At 52.6% G+C, this 17448-nt stretch carries 13 protein-coding genes; 8 read left to right on the forward strand and 5 right to left on the reverse strand.

Translation table 11 applies throughout. From position 1 onward, the window contains the following. Positions 1 to 418: 418 nt before the first annotated feature. From caiT to caiE, 6 genes are all read left to right on the forward strand, one after another. Positions 419 to 1936, forward strand: coding sequence for an L-carnitine/gamma-butyrobetaine antiporter (caiT, locus tag HVZ52_RS19265; protein WP_047498325.1), 1518 nt, complete (start codon positions 419 to 421; stop codon positions 1934 to 1936). A 34-nt stretch (positions 1937 to 1970) separates the two neighbouring features. Then, on the forward strand, positions 1971 to 3113 hold the full coding sequence (gene caiA, locus HVZ52_RS19270; RefSeq protein ID WP_003018898.1) for a crotonobetainyl-CoA dehydrogenase: 1143 nt from the start codon (positions 1971 to 1973) through the stop codon (positions 3111 to 3113). A gap of 105 nt (positions 3114 to 3218) precedes the next feature. Next, entirely contained in the window at positions 3219 to 4436 is a 1218-nt protein-coding gene (gene caiB, locus HVZ52_RS19275) for an L-carnitine CoA-transferase (protein WP_019078349.1), read from the forward strand. A 62-nt stretch (positions 4437 to 4498) separates the two neighbouring features. Then, entirely contained in the window at positions 4499 to 6052 is a 1554-nt protein-coding gene (caiC, locus tag HVZ52_RS19280; RefSeq protein ID WP_181598599.1) for a crotonobetaine/carnitine-CoA ligase, read from the forward strand. Between the two features lie 54 nt (positions 6053 to 6106). Further along, positions 6107 to 6892, forward strand: coding sequence for a crotonobetainyl-CoA hydratase (gene caiD / locus HVZ52_RS19285; RefSeq protein WP_000004376.1), 786 nt, complete (start codon positions 6107 to 6109; stop codon positions 6890 to 6892). Positions 6893 to 6952: 60 nt separating this feature from the next. Beyond that, positions 6953 to 7549 carry a carnitine operon protein CaiE gene (gene caiE / locus HVZ52_RS19290; RefSeq protein ID WP_181598600.1) on the forward strand — a complete coding sequence of 199 codons (597 nt, stop codon included), beginning with the start codon at positions 6953 to 6955 and terminating at the stop codon, positions 7547 to 7549. 42 nt (positions 7550 to 7591) lie between these two features. Here the strand turns inward: caiE and caiF are convergent, their stop codons facing one another. The 5 genes from caiF to HVZ52_RS19315 all read right to left on the reverse strand — a co-directional run bounded on the left by caiF (position 7592) and on the right by HVZ52_RS19315 (position 15071). Then, the gene (gene caiF, locus HVZ52_RS19295; RefSeq protein ID WP_016151651.1) at positions 7592 to 7987 is read right to left on the reverse strand and encodes a carnitine metabolism transcriptional regulator CaiF; all 396 of its coding nucleotides are present in this window, start codon (positions 7985 to 7987) and stop codon (positions 7592 to 7594) included. A 272-nt stretch (positions 7988 to 8259) separates the two neighbouring features. After that, the gene (gene carB / locus HVZ52_RS19300) at positions 8260 to 11487 is read right to left on the reverse strand and encodes a carbamoyl-phosphate synthase large subunit (protein ID WP_016151650.1); all 3228 of its coding nucleotides are present in this window, start codon (positions 11485 to 11487) and stop codon (positions 8260 to 8262) included. Positions 11488 to 11504: 17 nt separating this feature from the next. Further along, the gene (gene carA, locus HVZ52_RS19305) at positions 11505 to 12653 is read right to left on the reverse strand and encodes a glutamine-hydrolyzing carbamoyl-phosphate synthase small subunit (RefSeq protein WP_003018918.1); all 1149 of its coding nucleotides are present in this window, start codon (positions 12651 to 12653) and stop codon (positions 11505 to 11507) included. Between the two features lie 455 nt (positions 12654 to 13108). Then, positions 13109 to 13930 (reverse strand): 4-hydroxy-tetrahydrodipicolinate reductase, encoded by an 822-nt coding sequence (gene dapB / locus HVZ52_RS19310; protein WP_047358348.1) that lies wholly within the window; start codon positions 13928 to 13930, stop codon positions 13109 to 13111. Between the two features lie 133 nt (positions 13931 to 14063). Then, positions 14064 to 15071, reverse strand: a complete 1008-nt coding sequence (locus HVZ52_RS19315) for a LacI family DNA-binding transcriptional regulator (protein WP_016151647.1) — start codon at positions 15069 to 15071, stop codon at positions 14064 to 14066. A 187-nt stretch (positions 15072 to 15258) separates the two neighbouring features. Here HVZ52_RS19315 and HVZ52_RS19320 point away from each other — a divergent pair, with 187 nt between their 5' ends. After that, positions 15259 to 17004: a class I mannose-6-phosphate isomerase gene (locus HVZ52_RS19320; protein ID WP_047358349.1), complete on the forward strand. Its 1746-nt coding sequence runs from the start codon at positions 15259 to 15261 to the stop codon at positions 17002 to 17004. 4 nt (positions 17005 to 17008) lie between these two features. Next, positions 17009 to 17437, forward strand: coding sequence for a PTS fructose transporter subunit IIA (locus HVZ52_RS19325; protein ID WP_103766845.1), 429 nt, complete (start codon positions 17009 to 17011; stop codon positions 17435 to 17437). Positions 17438 to 17448: the final 11 nt, after the last annotated feature.

Raw genomic sequence — 17448 nt, forward strand, 5'->3', positions numbered from 1 at the left:
CTCTTTAATTCGGAAATAAAACCTTAATCACCAATATTGAAAATGTCACACATTGAAATTCGTAACTTTCAATAGTGTTATGCACCTCACCAATATTGAAAGAATCACGTCAAATATGAAAATTTTCAATATTGTCTGCGGGTTCAACAATATTGAACGCCAGTCACTTAAAAAAGTTAAAAAACCACAACCAACTAATTGATTAAAAACAAAAAATATCAAATTTTTAAGCGAATTACTCAGCATAAAAAAGTGTGACGAAGATAACAGAACCACCCGATATGAATACTCATTATGGGTTACTCACTGAGGCGCTCCCAGAGGTTAAAAAGTTATCAACAAATCATTAATAATAAATAAACAAACGATCATGCACGGGCACGCTAAATAAGTTTCGTTTTCACACTGGAATTCACTTATGAAAAATGAAAAGAGAAAATCGGGAATTGAACCGAAGGTTTTTTTTCCGCCATTAATAATAGTTGGGATACTTTGTTGGCTAACTGTAAGAGATCTCGATGCCGCTAACGTCGTTATTAATGCGGTATTCAGTTATGTCACCAATGTCTGGGGCTGGGCATTTGAATGGTATATGGTCGTCATGCTCTTCGGCTGGTTCTGGTTGGTCTTTGGCCCGTATGCCAAAAAGAAATTAGGCGACGAAAAACCAGAGTTTAGTACCACCAGCTGGATTTTTATGATGTTCGCTTCCTGTACATCCGCCGCGGTGCTGTTCTGGGGTTCCATCGAGATCTACTACTACATTTCCACCCCGCCGTTTGCTCTCGCGCCTAACTCTACGGCTGCGAAAGAGCTGGGCCTGGCGTACAGCCTGTTCCACTGGGGACCGTTGCCGTGGGCAACCTACAGTTTCCTTTCTGTGGCTTTCGCATACTTCTTCTTTGTGCGCAAGATGGACGTCATCCGTCCAAGCTCCACGCTGGTACCGTTAGTGGGCGAGAAGCATGCGAAAGGGCTGTTCGGCACCATCGTCGATAACTTCTATCTGGTGGCGCTGATCTTTGCGATGGGTACCAGCCTCGGTCTGGCCACTCCGCTGGTAACCGAGTGCATGCAGTATCTGTTCGGTATTCCGCATACGTTGCAACTCGACGCAATCATCATTACCTGCTGGATCATATTGAACGCCATTTGCGTGGCCTGCGGCCTGCAAAAAGGGGTCAAGATCGCCAGCGACGTGCGTAGCTATCTGAGCTTCCTGATGCTGGGCTGGGTGTTTATCGTCAGCGGCGCCAGCTTCATCATGAACTACTTCACCGACTCCGTCGGCATGCTGTTGATGTATCTGCCGCGGATGCTGTTCTATACCGATGCCATCGGTAAAGGCGGCTTCCCACAGGGCTGGACCGTCTTCTACTGGGCGTGGTGGGTCATTTACGCCATCCAGATGAGTATCTTCCTGGCCCGTATTTCTCGTGGTCGTACCGTCCGTGAACTGTGCTTCGGGATGGTGCTGGGCCTGACCGCGTCGACCTGGATCCTGTGGACAGTCCTTGGCAGCAACACGCTGCTGCTGATGGATAAAAACGTTCTCAATATCCCGCAACTGATTGAACAACACGGTGTGGCGCGCGCCATTATCGAAACCTGGGCTGCTCTACCGCTCAGCACCGCCACCATGTGGGGATTCTTCATCCTCTGCTTTATTGCCACCGTGACGCTGATTAACGCCTGCTCTTACACCCTGGCGATGTCCACCTGTCGTGAAGTCCGCGATGGTGAAGAACCGCCGCTGTTAGTGCGTATCGGCTGGTCCGTTCTGGTCGGCATCATCGGTATCGTTCTGCTGGCGCTGGGTGGGCTGAAGCCGATTCAGACCGCGATTATCGCCGGAGGATGTCCGCTGTTCTTCGTCAACATCATGGTGACGCTGTCCTTTATTAAAGACGCCAAAGTGCACTGGAAAGACAAGTAATTCTTATTAACCCAATTGATCAAGAGGCTGAAAGATGGATTTCAACTTAAATGACGAGCAGGAGCTGTTTGTCGCCGGTATTCGTGAATTGATGGCCAGTGAGAACTGGGAAGCTTATTTTGCCGAGTGCGATCGTGACAGCGTCTACCCTGAGCGTTTTGTAAAAGCGCTGGCGGATATGGGCATTGATAGTCTGTTGATCCCGGAAGAACACGGTGGACTGGAAGCAGGTTTTGTTACCGTCGCTGCAGTCTGGATGGAACTCGGACGCCTGGGCGCACCAACCTATGTGCTGTACCAGTTACCGGGCGGTTTTAACACGTTCCTGCGTGAAGGGACTCAGGAACAAATCGATAAAATCATGGCGTTCCAGGGCACCGGTAAGCAGATGTGGAACTCTGCCATCACCGAACCGGGAGCGGGATCGGATGTTGGCAGCCTGAAAACCACTTATACACGTAAAAATGGTAAGGTTTATCTTAATGGCAGTAAGTGCTTTATCACCAGTAGCGCCTATACCCCGTACATCGTGGTTATGGCGAGAGATGGTGCATCGCCGGATAAACCTGTTTACACCGAGTGGTTCGTTGACATGAGCAAAGCGGGTATCAAGGTCAACAAGCTGGAGAAACTCGGTCTGCGCATGGATAGCTGCTGTGAAATCACCTTTGACGACGTTGAACTGGACGAGAAAGACATGTTCGGTCGGGAAGGTAATGGTTTCAACCGCGTGAAAGAAGAGTTCGATCATGAACGTTTCCTCGTCGCGCTGACCAACTACGGTACGGCAATGTGCGCTTTTGAAGACGCCGCGCGCTACGCCAATCAGCGCGTGCAGTTTGGCGAAACGATCGGCCGCTTCCAGCTGATTCAGGAGAAGTTCGCGCATATGGCGATCAAACTGAATTCCATGAAAAACATGCTGCTTGAAGCGGCATGGAAAGCGGATAACGGCACCATTACTTCGGGCGATGCGGCAATGTGCAAATACTTCTGCGCCAACGCTGCGTTTGAAGTGGTCGATACCGCCATGCAGGTGCTGGGCGGTGTAGGTATCGCGGGTAACCATCGCATCACGCGTTTCTGGCGCGATCTGCGCGTTGACCGTGTTTCTGGTGGCTCTGATGAAATGCAGATCCTGACGTTGGGTCGTGCGGTACTCAAGCAATACCGCTAATTCAGCACGATTCGTAGGCCGGATAAGGCGTTTACGCCGCCATCCGGCAACATGCCCGGTGGCGCTGCGCCTACCGGGCCTACAAAAAATGCCAGGAGCAAAATTATGAATCATTTACCAATGCCAACCTTTGGCCCACTTGCCGGGGTACGCGTGGTTTTTTCAGGGATCGAAATTGCCGGCCCGTTCGCCGGACAGATGTTCGCCGAATGGGGTGCTGAGGTTATCTGGATTGAAAACGTCGCATGGGCCGATACCATCCGCGTGCAACCTAACTATCCACAGCTCTCACGCCGCAACCTGCACGCCCTGTCGCTGAATATTTTCAAAGATGAAGGCCGGGAAGCGTTTCTGAAGCTCATGGAAACCACCGATATTTTCATTGAAGCCAGTAAAGGCCCGGCCTTTGCTCGCCGCGGCATTACCGATGACGTACTGTGGGAACATAACCCAAAACTGGTTATCGCCCACCTTTCCGGCTTCGGCCAGTTTGGTACCGAGGAGTACACCAATCTTCCGGCATATAACACCATCGCACAGGCGTTCAGCGGCTATCTGATCCAAAACGGTGATGTTGATCAGCCGATGCCGGCCTTCCCGTACACCGCCGATTACTTCTCCGGGATGACCGCAACGACAGCAGCGCTGGCAGCCCTGCACAAAGTACGCGAAACGGGTAAGGGTGAAAGCATTGATATCGCCATGTACGAAGTGATGCTGCGCATGGGTCAGTACTTCATGATGGACTACTTCAACGGTGGCGAAATTTGTCCACGCATGACCAAAGGCAAAGACCCGTATTACGCTGGCTGCGGTCTCTATAAATGCGCCGATGGCTATATCGTCATGGAGCTGGTCGGCATCACGCAAATCAACGAGTGCTTCAAGGATATTGGTCTCGCCCACATTCTTGGCACACCGGAAGTTCCGGAAGGCACCCAGCTTATCCATCGCGTGGAATGCCCTTACGGCCCGCTCGTGGAAGAGAAACTGGACGCCTGGCTGGCAACGCACACCATCGCCGAAGTCCAGGCGCGCTTTGCTGAGCTGAATATCGCCTGCGCGAAGGTACTAACCATTCCTGAACTGGAAGGCAACCCGCAGTACGTTGCCCGTGAATCCATTACTCAGTGGCAAACGATGGACGGCCGCACCTGCAAAGGGCCGAACATCATGCCGAAATTTAAAAACAACCCGGGGAAAATCTGGCGTGGCATGCCGTCACACGGCATGGATACCGCCGCCATTCTGAAAAACATTGGTTATAGCGAAGCAGACATAAATGAGCTGGTCGGCAAAGGCCTGGCCAGAGTTGAGGAATAAACGCGACGCGCTGACCTGCTGGTTGGTTAGCGCTCACGCCTGATTTCAGTGGATAAAGCATTATGGATATCGTTGGCGGACAAAACTTACGTCAGATGTGGGACGACCTGGCCGGGGTGTACGGAGATAAAACGGCGTTAATTTTCGAATCCTGCGAAGGAATCGTTCGGCAGTATAGCTATGCCTCGCTCAATGAAGAGATAAACCGCACGGCGAACCTTTTCCATTCCTTAGGGATCCGCAAGGGCGACAAGGTCGCATTGCATCTGGATAACTGTCCGGAATTTATCTTTTGCTGGTTTGGACTGGCAAAAATTGGCGCCATTATGGTGCCGATTAATGCCCGCTTGCTGGGCGAAGAGAGCGCCTGGATCCTGCAAAACAGCCAGGTGAGCCTGCTGGTCACCAGTGCCGAGTTTTATCCTATGTACCGCCAGATACGGCTGGAAAATACCACTCCGCTAAATCATATCTGTCTGATTGGCGAGCAGCTTCCGGTTGACGACGGCGTGAGCCACTTTACCCAACTGCAAGCCCACCAGTCGACTAATCTGTGCTATACGCCTGCGTTATCCACTGACGATACGGCGGAAATTCTGTTTACCTCAGGCACCACCTCGCGGCCTAAAGGGGTGGTGATTACCCACTACAACCTGCGCTTTGCGGGCTACTACACCTCCTGGCAAATCGCTCTGCGCGATGATGACGTCTATATGACGGTGATGCCCGCTTTTCATATCGACTGTCAGTGTACGGCTGCCATGGCCGCATTCTCCGCAGGCAGCACCTTTGTGCTGGTGGAGAAGTACAGCGCCAGGGCGTTCTGGGAGCAGGTGCGTAGATATCAGGCGACGGTCACCGAATGCATCCCGATGATGATCAGAACGCTGATGGTCCAACCCGCAGCCCCAACGGACAGACAGCATCACCTGCGCGAAGTGATGTTCTATCTCAATTTATCCGAACAGGAAAAAGATGCCTTTATCGACCGCTTTGGCGTCAGACTACTGACCTCCTACGGTATGACCGAAACCATCGTAGGCATTATTGGCGATCGCCCCGGAGACAAACGGCGCTGGCCCTCTATTGGTCGCGTGGGTTTTAGCTATGAAGCCGAAATCCGTGACGATCACAACCGTCCCCTGCCCGCCGGAGAAATTGGCGAAATCTGCATTAAAGGCGTGCCGGGAAAAACAATCTTCAAAGAGTACTACGCGCAACCCGACGCTACTGCCAAAGCGCTGGAACCTGAAGGGTGGTTACATACCGGTGATTCGGGTTACCAGGATGCGGACGGTTTTTTTTATTTCGTCGACAGACGCTGCAACATGATTAAACGCGGTGGGGAAAATGTCTCCTGCGTCGAGCTGGAAAATATTATTTCTGCGCATCCGAAAATTCAGGACATTGTGGTTGTCGGTATTAAAGACTCGATCCGTGATGAAGCCATTAAAGCTTTTGTCGTCCTTAATGAGGGCGAAACATTAAGCGAAGCTGAGTTCTTCAGCTTCTGCGAAAACAATATGGCGAAATTCAAGGTTCCTTCTTTTATGGAGATAAGAACCGACCTGCCGCGCAATTGTTCAGGAAAAATAATCAAAAAAAATCTGAAATAACCCTTCCGGTCGGAATTCCTCCGGCCGGGAAACCTAATTATCTGGAGATGAACTATGAGTGAATCATTACATCTGACCCGTAACGGCCCGATCCTGGAAATTACCCTTGACCGGCCTAAAGCCAATGCCATTGACGCTAAAACCAGCTTTGCAATGGGGGAAGCTTTTCTTAATTTTCGTGATGACCCGGAATTACGCGTAGCAATTATCACCGGCGGCGGAGAGAAATTCTTTTCTGCGGGCTGGGACTTAAAAGCGGCGGCCGAAGGTGAAGCGCCAGATGCCGATTTTGGCCCAGGCGGCTTCGCCGGTTTAACCGAAATTTTCGACCTCGATAAGCCGGTCATCGCCGCGGTAAACGGCTACGCGTTTGGCGGCGGTTTTGAGCTGGCGCTGGCGGCGGATTTTATCGTCTGTGCGGAAAATGCCAGCTTCGCGCTGCCGGAAGCAAAACTCGGGATCGTGCCTGACAGCGGCGGCGTACTGCGTTTACCTAAACTGCTGCCACCGGCAATCGTCAACGAAATGGTGATGACCGGCAGACGAATGAGCGCCGAAGAAGCACTGCGCTGGGGCATCGTCAACCGCGTTGTCAGCCAGAGTGAACTGATGGATAGCGCGCGCGAACTGGCACAGCAGCTGGTAAATAGCGCCCCGCTGGCTATCGCCGCGCTGAAAGAGATTTACCGTGCGACCAGCGAAATGCCGGTGGAAGAAGGCTACCGGTACATCCGCAGCGGTGTGCTGAAGCACTATCCATCAGTACTGCACTCGGAAGATGCGCTCGAAGGACCACAGGCATTTGCGGAAAAACGCGATCCGGTATGGAAAGGTCGTTAATGTGCCTATGCCGGATAAGGTATTTACGCCGCAATCCGGCAATAAAACCGAGATAAGACAATGAGCTATTACGCCTTTGAGGGCCTGATTCCGGTGGTACATCCGGATGCCTATGTCCATCCCAGCGCTGTGCTGATTGGCGATGTCATTGTGGGGGCCGGGGTTTATATTGGTCCACACGCCTCATTGCGCGGTGACTATGGTCGCCTGATTCTGGAAGCCGGTTCTAACCTGCAGGATGGCTGCATTATGCACGGCTACTGCGACACCGACACTATCGTGCATGAGAATGGACACATCGGCCATGGCGCAATCCTGCACGGCTGCGTGGTGGGCAGAGATGCACTGATTGGCATGAACAGCGTGATTATGGACGGTGCGGTGATTGGCGAAGAGAGCATTGTCGCTGCCATGAGCTTTGTCAAAGCCGGATTTCAGGGAGAGGCAAGGCAGATGCTGGTTGGTTCACCGGTTCGCGTACTGCGTGAAGTCACGGACCAGGAGCTGTACTGGAAACGGCTGAACACCAAAGAGTATCAGGACCTTGCAATCCGCTGCCAAACAGGACTACACGAAACCTTGCCATTAACGCAGGTCGAAAAAAACCGACCGCGCCTGAAAGGCACGACGGACGTAAAGCCAAAATCAGCACGGTAATTTATGCCGGAGAAGCGCTCACGCCGATCCGGCAAATCACCATTATCGACGCATGCTCTTGGAGAGCATCATCTGCCATTTCTGCTCACGGTTAAGCTCTGTTGGGGGAACCGCTGGCAGTCGCGGCGTTTTCGCCACACTCACCTTTTTTTCCTGCAAATTGTGATTCAAGCGTCTGTAGAGATGAGAATCAATACTGATGACTTTCACCAAACGCTGGCACTGGCAGCCGCGGCCTGCAATTTGATTAGGGATCATCTTAACTTCACAAACAATTTCTCCCACTTCCGACAGAATATAAGAGAGCGTATTAATTGCTTTGCAGTGTTCAATATCAAAATGGCGGGAAATTTCCTTTGCTGTGATCCAACGATCTTCAGCCATCATCCAGTCAGCAATTAACAAATAAAGCGGTCTTTCAACATATTTTTCACACATAAGCACACCATTTCACAAATTAAAAATCTGGCTACGGCCTGTCCAAATTAATAAAAACTAAGCCATATTAAAATTGTGGATATAATGGATAGTATGCGACTTGAATGTTGATTAGTGTGAGCAACATCGTGCTTATTACATTGAAAATGTGGTTATGAAAGCACGGTTGGCCAGGAATGACCTTATGAGAGATAAAAAAGGGTTTCTTTACAGAAACCCTTTCCAAATTATATTGCAGGCCCGGTTAGCGCAATTATCACCGGACCCTTTTTTTATGACTTTTTGATCTGCGCGTGCATTTCCTGAACCGAGGTCACCTTCTCGGTAGCATCGGCATTCAGCGCCATCGCCGTTGCGAAACCGCCGTTCAGGGTGGTGTCATAATGCACTTTGTACTGCAGTGCGCTGCGGCGAATCAGCTTGGAGTCTTCAATCGCCTGACGGCCTTCGGTAGTGTTGATGATGTAAGTGTACTCGCCATTCTTGATACGGTCCTGAATGTGCGGACGGCCTTCATGCACCTTGTTCACCAGACGTGGATTGATACCGGCTTCGCCCAGCACAATCGCGGTGCCGTGCGTCGCATCCAACTCGAAACCAAACTTCAGCAGCTTCGCCGCCAGGTCAACCACGCGCTCTTTATCGCCTTCGCGAACGGAGAGCAGCGCACGACCCTGTTTTTTCATGGTGGAGCTGCTGCCGAGCTGTGCCTTGGCGAACGCTTCCGCGAAGGTACGGCCCACGCCCATCACCTCACCAGTAGAGCGCATTTCTGGCCCTAACAGCGGATCAACGCCCGGGAACTTGTTGAACGGCAGCACCACTTCTTTTACCGAGTAGTACGGCGGGATAACTTCTTTGGTGACGCCCTGCTGTGCCAGCGTTTTCCCGACCATCACGCGCGCTGCAACTTTCGCCAACGGTACGCCCGTTGCCTTGGAGACGAACGGAACGGTACGCGCCGCACGCGGGTTCACTTCAATCAGGTAAACTTCGTTATTCTTCACCGCAAACTGGACGTTCATCAGACCGCGAACCTGCAGTTCGAAGGCCAGTTTCTGCACCTGCTGGCGCATCACATCCTGAATTTCCTGGCTCAGGGTATACGCAGGCAGAGAACATGCGGAGTCACCGGAGTGCACGCCCGCCTGTTCGATGTGCTCCATAATACCGCCAATCAGCACCATTTCGCCGTCGCAGATGGCATCCACGTCCACTTCCACCGCGTCATCAAGGAAACGGTCCAGCAGTACCGGCGCATCGTTAGAAACGCTGACCGCGGTCTGGAAGTAGCGACGCAGGTCGGCTTCGTCGTAGACGATTTCCATCGCGCGGCCGCCGAGAACGTAGGACGGACGCACCACCAGCGGGTAACCAATCTCTTTCGCCTTCTCAACCGCCATTTCAATGGCGGTCACGGTGGCGTTCGCCGGTTGTTTCAGCTTCAGACGGTCAACCGCCTGCTGGAAGCGTTCACGGTCTTCCGCACGGTCGATAGCATCCGGGCTGGTGCCGATAACCGGCACGCCTGCCGCTTCCAGCGCGCGCGCCAGCTTCAGCGGAGTCTGGCCGCCGTACTGCACGATAACGCCTTTCGGCTTCTCGATGCGCACGATTTCCAGCACGTCTTCCAGCGTTACCGGCTCGAAGTACAGACGGTCGGAGGTATCGTAGTCGGTAGAAACGGTTTCTGGGTTACAGTTGACCATGATGGTCTCGTAACCGTCTTCGCGCAGCGCCAGCGAGGCGTGTACGCAGCAGTAGTCGAATTCAATGCCCTGACCGATACGGTTTGGACCACCGCCCAGCACCATAATCTTGTCACGATCCTGAGTTGGATTCGCTTCGCACTCGTCTTCATAAGTGGAGTACATGTAAGCGGTATCGGTGGCAAATTCTGCCGCGCAGGTATCCACGCGCTTGTAGACCGGGTGCAGGTTATATTGGTCACGCAGCTTGCGGATTTCCGCTTCGCGTACGCCGGCCAGTTTCGCCAGACGCGCATCGGCGAAACCTTTGCGCTTCAGTACGCGCAAGAAGTCAGCGTCGAGGCCGTTGATGCCAAGGTCTGTGACTTTTTCTTCCAGGCGCACCAGTTCTTCAATCTGCACCAGGAACCAGCGGTCGATGTTGGTCAGGTTGAACACGCCATCGACGGACAGGCCAGCACGGAAAGCATCGGCGATGTACCAGATACGCTCGGCGCCCGCGTCTTTCAGCTCGCGGCGGATTTTGGTCAGCGCTTCCGGGTCATCCAGACTTACTTTCGGGTCGAAGCCGGTCGCGCCCACTTCCAGACCGCGCAGCGCTTTTTGCAGAGACTCTTGCTGGGTGCGGCCAATCGCCATCACTTCACCGACAGATTTCATCTGGGTGGTCAGACGGTCGTTAGCGCCAACAAATTTCTCGAAGTTGAAGCGTGGAATTTTCGTCACAACGTAGTCGATGGACGGCTCAAACGAAGCCGGAGTCCGCCCGCCGGTGATGTCATTCATCAGTTCGTCGAGGGTGTAACCTACCGCCAGCTTGGCTGCGACTTTAGCAATCGGGAAGCCGGTTGCTTTGGACGCCAGAGCCGAGGAGCGTGAGACGCGCGGGTTCATCTCGATAACAATCAGACGACCGTTTTTCGGGTTTACCGCAAACTGGACGTTAGAACCACCGGTTTCAACGCCGATTTCACGCAGTACCGCCATCGAGGCGTTACGCATGATTTGATATTCTTTGTCGGTCAGCGTCTGGGCTGGCGCAACGGTGATGGAGTCACCGGTATGGATGCCCATCGCGTCGAAGTTTTCGATGGAGCAGACGATGATGCAGTTGTCGTTTTTATCACGTACCACTTCCATCTCGTACTCTTTCCAGCCAATCAGCGATTCATCAATCAGCAGTTCGTTGGTTGGGGAAAGATCCAGACCGCGTTCGCAAATTTCTTCAAACTCTTCGCGGTTGTAGGCGATACCGCCGCCGGTGCCACCCATGGTGAAAGACGGACGGATAATGCACGGGAAGCCGACGTCAGCGGCAACCGCCAGCGCTTCTTCCATGGTGTGAGCGATGCCTGAACGTGCGGTATCGAGACCGATTTTTTTCATCGCGATGTCGAAGCGACGACGGTCTTCCGCTTTATCAATGGCATCCGCCGTCGCGCCAATCATGGTCACGCCGAACTCAGCCAGTACGCCCTGGCGTTCCAGCTCCAGCGCACAGTTCAGCGCCGTCTGACCGCCCATGGTTGGCAGCACCGCATCGGGGCGCTCTTTCTCAATGATTTTGCGTACCACTTCCCAGTGAATCGGCTCGATGTAGGTGGCATCGGCCATTTCCGGGTCGGTCATGATGGTCGCCGGGTTGGAGTTCACCAGAATAACGCGGTACCCCTCTTCACGCAGGGCTTTACACGCCTGCGCGCCGGAATAGTCAAACTCACACGCCTGACCGATAACGATCGGACCCGCGCCCAGAATCAGGATACTTTTTATGTCTGTACGTTTTGGCATGGCTCTTTTACTCCTGATTATTTCGCGGACTGACGGTATTGCTCAATTAACTCGATAAAGTGGTCGAACAGCGGCGCAGCGTCGTGTGGACCCGGGCTTGCTTCAGGGTGCCCCTGGAAGCTGAACGCCGGTTTGTCGGTACGATGAATCCCCTGCAGGGTGCCGTCGAACAGCGACTTGTGGGTCACGCGCAGGTTGGCAGGCATGGAGGCCTCATCGACCGCAAAACCGTGGTTCTGAGCGGTGATCATCACGGTGTTGTTATCAATATCTTTTACCGGATGGTTGCCGCCGTGGTGGCCAAACTTCATCTTAATGGTCTTCGCACCGCTTGCCAGCGCCAGCAGTTGATGGCCGAGGCAGATGCCAAATACCGGAATATCGGTTTCGAGGAATTTCTGAATCGCGGTAATCGCGTAGTCGCACGGCGCCGGATCGCCAGGGCCGTTGGACAGGAAGATACCGTCCGGATTCATCTTCAGCACATCTTCAGCAGAGGTTTTCGCCGGCACAACCGTCAGGCGGCAGCCGCGATCCGCTAACATACGCAGAATGTTACGTTTAGCGCCGAAATCGTAGGCCACTACGTGGAACGGCAGTTCATCGGCGGATTTAGCTTCCGGCAGGTCACCGGCCAGCGTCCAGCTACCTTGCGTCCAGCTATAAGGCTCCGCGGTGGTCACTTCTTTCGCCAGATCCATACCGTTCAGACCCGGGAAGGCTTTCGCTTTTTCCAGCGCCAGCGCCGCATCCGGGTTATCACCCGCGATAATGCAGCCGTTCTGTGCGCCCTTTTCACGCAGCAAACGCGTCAGCTTACGGGTATCGATATCGGCAATTGCCACAATATTATGGCGTTTGAGGTAAGAAGAGAGGTCTTCGGTATCGCGGAAGTTGCTGGCAATCAGCGGCAGGTCGCGGATGACCAGGCCTTGCGCATGTACTTGAGAAGATTCTGCATCGGCTTCATTGGTGCCGACATTACCGATATGAGGATAAGTAAGAGTGACGATTTGGCGGGAATAGGAAGGATCAGTGAGGATTTCTTGATAACCGGTCATTGAAGTATTGAAAACGACTTCCCCAACCGCCGAACCTGTTGCCCCTATGGCCCGACCGTGAAACTGGGTTCCGTCTTCCAGAACCAATAGCGCTGACTTAATCAAAACACCCTCCAGAGAATATTCACTCACTTTATTTGCATATTAATTCATTAACACCTCATGAATCAATGCAAATTTGCTTACCTATGGATTTCTGGCAAACGGCGGCATTCTAGAGATAGCCCACGTAAAAGTCTACCCAAAAGGGCATTTTTTATTATTATTTTACGCCACTGAGATAAAACACACGATTTAACAGGCAAAAAGATCAGCTAACTTGGGGTGGAAAACGCTTGCGGAAGATAAAGAGTGTAAAAACAGGAAGCGCGATAGATAAAAGTGGACCATTTGGTCAAAATTTACATTGAAATAACAAAATAACCCCGCAAAACATCAACAAATAGGTCATTAAATAAAAAATCAAATTAAAAAGCGAAAAATAAAAGGGCAATAAAATATTGCCCTATGTAATCAAATAGTTATGATTACAATAACCACATCACGAAGGGTAATAAAAGTTATAAATTGCGTAAATCAAGCACATCTTTCATATCAAAAAGACCGTTTGACTTTGATTTCAGCCAAATTGCCGATCGTACTGCACCATTGGCAAAGGTCATGCGGCTGGAGGCTTTATGCGTGATCTCAATGCGCTCGCCAATATCGGCAAACATCGCGGTATGCTCACCAACGATATCTCCCGCCCGCACCGTGGCAAAACCGATCGTACCGGGTACGCGCTCACCGGTGTAACCTTCACGCGAATAGACGGCACACTCTTTTAAATCTTTATCCAGCGCCCCGGCAATCGCCTCCCCCATCGCCAGCGCAGTGCCTGACGGCGCATCCACTTTATGACGGTGATGGGCTTCAATAATCTCAATATCGGTGTAATCACCCATCACTTTCGCCGCCTTCTCCAGCAGCTTAAGCATGACGTTAACGCCAACGCTAAAGTTCGCGGCGAAAACGATAGCAATGTCCTGCGCAGCATCACGAATAGCCTGTTTGCCCGCGTCATCAAAGCCAGTGGTGCCAATCACCATCCCTTTACCGTGCTGGCGGCAAAACGCCAGATGCGCCAGCGTGCCTTCCGGGCGAGTAAAATCGATGAAAACATCAAAATCATCTTTCACCGCCTCAAGACTACTTTGCACGGTAACGCCCGTTTTACCGGCTCCCGCTAATTCTCCGGCATCGCTTCCCAGCAAAGAAGAACCTTCGCGCTCCAGCGCCGCGCCGAGCTGTACGCCATCCATGCCAAGAGTGGCCTGAATCAACTGACGCCCCATGCGCCCTCCGGCTCCCGCGATGGCAACGCGGATTTGTGCATCATGCATAGCTATTCTCTTTTGTTAATTTTACGTAAATCGTTTTCAGATTAACCAGCACATCGCTGCGCCGCCAGCCGAAAACGTCGATAATTAGAATTTAATGATAAACAGGCAGAGATATCAGTAAAAGGCATGACGATCAGCGAAAACCACATGATTCTCTGACCACCAGCGCAGGTGGCAGAATAATGCGTTTCGGAGGTTCGTCATTTCCCTGAATGCGACTATAAAGTAGCTCCCCAGCCTTGCGACCTATCTCTTTTGCGGCCACCGACACGGTGGTGAGCGCAGGTTGTACCAGCGCCGCTTCGGTGATGTCATCGAACCCCACCAGCGCAAAATCGCGCCCTGGTTCACGCCCCATTTTGCGTAATGCCTGCATAACCCCAAGCGCCACAATATCCTGATAACAAACGGCGGCGGTAATTTCCGGGAACCGCATAAGAAGCGACTCTGCCACTTTTGCGCCGTCAATCTGGCTGGCCTGCGTCGCCACTATCCATTGCGGATTCGGCGATATTCCCTGCTCCAGCAACGTGCTGGTGAATCCACCGATACGCTGTGCCCGGCTCCCGGAACTTGGGCTACCACCGATAAACGCAATATTCTTATGCCCCATTTTGACTAAATGGGTGGTGGCCATTTGCGTACCGAGAAAGTTATCGGTTCCCACAAAATCAAAATCAGGATCGCTAAGAGGGCGAACCACCATGATGGCGGGAATATTGCGCCTTTTCAGCGCCTCGAAGAAGGAGGTCGGTGTTTCGCGCGCCGCGCAGAGCACCATGCCGCAGGCATTATTGCGCATCAACGAGTCGACAAATTTTTGCTGCCTTTCTCCTGACTCTTCACTGTTTGCCAGAAACAGAAGCAGGTCATGCCGCTCCATCTCATGGCTTAGCCCTGCAGTCATCTCACCGTAAAAAGGGTTAGTGATATCGTGTAACAACAATCCGACCTGATTACTGCTCCGGTTACGCAGGTTGGCGGCGGTTTGATTATAAACGTAGCCGGCATCGTCCAGCGCTTTGAGCACCCTGTCACGTGTGGCCTGAGAAATGCGCCCCCGGTTACGCAACACCATTGAAACGGTTGCCGTGGAGACTCCCGCGCGTTCAGCAACCTGCGCCAGCGTGACTGTAGTCATGACCTCTCCTGTTTATTTCGAAGGTTAATCGAATAACCGAAATATTGCCTTTTTACGTGTGATTCACATCACGCTAACGTGCATTTCACCGCACTGGATTCTGATTCTGGCGGGTTAATCGCGTTAACCACACTATGAAAATAAGGTTAATCGATTAATCTTAAATAAGCCAACACGGAGACAGAATATGCGTACAACCTATAATAAATTCCCTGAGGTTAACGTTCAGGGCTATGACAACCACGCCTGGCAGGGTTGGTCGTCAATTCATTCAGTGCTTAACACCAGGGTTTCTACCGCCGCCAAAACCGTATTGATCGTGGATTGCTATCCGGGCGTGCGGCTTGACGAGCTGGAGCAACAGCTTGTTACGACATTAGATACCGCACTGGTGCTAAATATTGAATCCGCCCGCCGCGATGAGCAGGCCCTGCATGATTTACTGGCGCGTAACCTTACCGACGATCGCGTATTCGGCGTTCTCTCCTGTCATCACCTGGATGAATTTTTTGATAGCGACAAACTCAGCCAACTCCGCCAACAGATTGATGCCGTTACCTCAGGGCTGGTTGTGGTGTACGGCTCGGGCGCTGCGCTGGCACACCCTGGTGACGTACTGGTTTATGCCGATCTTCCGCGCTGGGAAATTCAACAGCGTATGCGTCATAACGGGCTGGGTAACTGGGGTGCAGAAAACCAGGATGAAGATATTCTTCGTCGTTACAAACGTGCTTTTTTCATTGAATGGCGGGTATTCGACAAACACAAAACGCCGTTACTCAAACGCGCCGATTATTTGCTCGATACCACGGTAGAAAATAGTCCCACGATGGTCAGCGGCGACGCGTTACGCGCCGGTCTGCAACAAACCACCGAACAACCGTTTCGCGTTGCCCCTTTCTTTGACCCAGGCGTCTGGGGCGGGCAATGGATGAAACAACGCTTCGATCTCGATCCCTCAGCCCCCAATTACGCGTGGTGTTTTGATTGCGTGCCCGAGGAAAACAGCCTGTTACTGCGTTTTGGCAACGTGCGGATCGAGATCCCCTCTCAGGATCTGGTGCTGACCTGTCCCCGCCCCCTGCTGGGTGAAAAAGTTCACGCACGCTTTGGCGCGGAATTCCCGATCCGTTTTGACTTCCTCGACACTATTGGCGGCCAGAATTTGAGCTTTCAGGTTCATCCGCTCACTGAGTACATTCAACAGCAGTTTGGTATGCACTATACCCAGGATGAGAGCTATTACATTCTCGAAGCCGAGCCGGACGCCGTGGTGTATCTCGGGACCAAAACCGGGATCGCACCGCAGGATATGCTCGACGACCTCCGGGCCGCGGGTCGTGGCGAAAAAACCTTTGATGATGAACGATTCGTTAACCAGATCCCCGCACATAAACACGATCACTTCCTGATCCCCGCCGGAACCGTACACTGCTCGGGTGCAGGAACCATGGTGCTGGAGATCAGTGCAACGCCCTATATCTTCACCTTCAAGCTGTGGGATTGGGGCCGCTTAGGGTTAGACGGCTTACCGCGTCCGGTGCATCTGGATCACGGTCAGCAGGTTATTGACTGGCAGCGCGACACGCAATGGGTGCACGACAACCTCGTCAACCGTATTGAACCCCTGGCTGAAGGAGAGGGTTGGCGGGAAGAAAGAACCGGAATGCACGAACGCGAATTTATCGAAACGCGTCGCCATTGGTTTACGGCACCGGTCACTCACCATACCCATGGCGGCGTCAACGTCCTGAACCTGGTCGAAGGTGCGCAGGCCGTTGTTGAAAGCCCGAGCGGCGCGTTTCCCCCGTTTGTCGTCAACTATGCAGAGACCTTTATCATCCCTGCCGCCGTCGGAGAATATCGTATTTCGCCGTTTGGCAAAGGCGTCGGTCAACAGCTCGCCACGATTAAAGCCTGGGTTAGAGGATAAGCGCATGATTAACGTAATTGTTGCCACCCATGGTCCCCTGGCGGACGCGCTTCTCGCCAGCGGTCGTATGGTTTATGGAGAATTACCGCATGTTTACCCCGTCACGCTGAGTGAACAGACAGGTATCGAAGGGTTTAAAGAGACGTTCTCTCAGGTTCTCACCAGTGCCGGAAAAGACGCTGACGGCGTACTGGTGCTGTGTGACATGCAAAGCGGTACGCCGTGGAATGTCGCCTGCCATCATGCTTTTTCTTCACAAACGGTTCCTCCCGTTGCCGTCGTAGCGGGGGTCAATTTCCCGATGCTGTTACAAAGCGAGGAGATTTGCCATTTAACGGATGTTCACGCCGCAGCCGTCGAGCTGTTGGCGCTGACGATACCCACGCTGATTAAAGCCGCCCCGGTTTTATCCGTTCAGTCCGACGATTTTTAAAGGAAAACACT

The organism is Citrobacter sp. RHB36-C18 (genome assembly GCF_013814485.1).
In the GTDB taxonomy this organism is placed as follows: domain Bacteria; phylum Pseudomonadota; class Gammaproteobacteria; order Enterobacterales; family Enterobacteriaceae; genus Citrobacter; species Citrobacter braakii.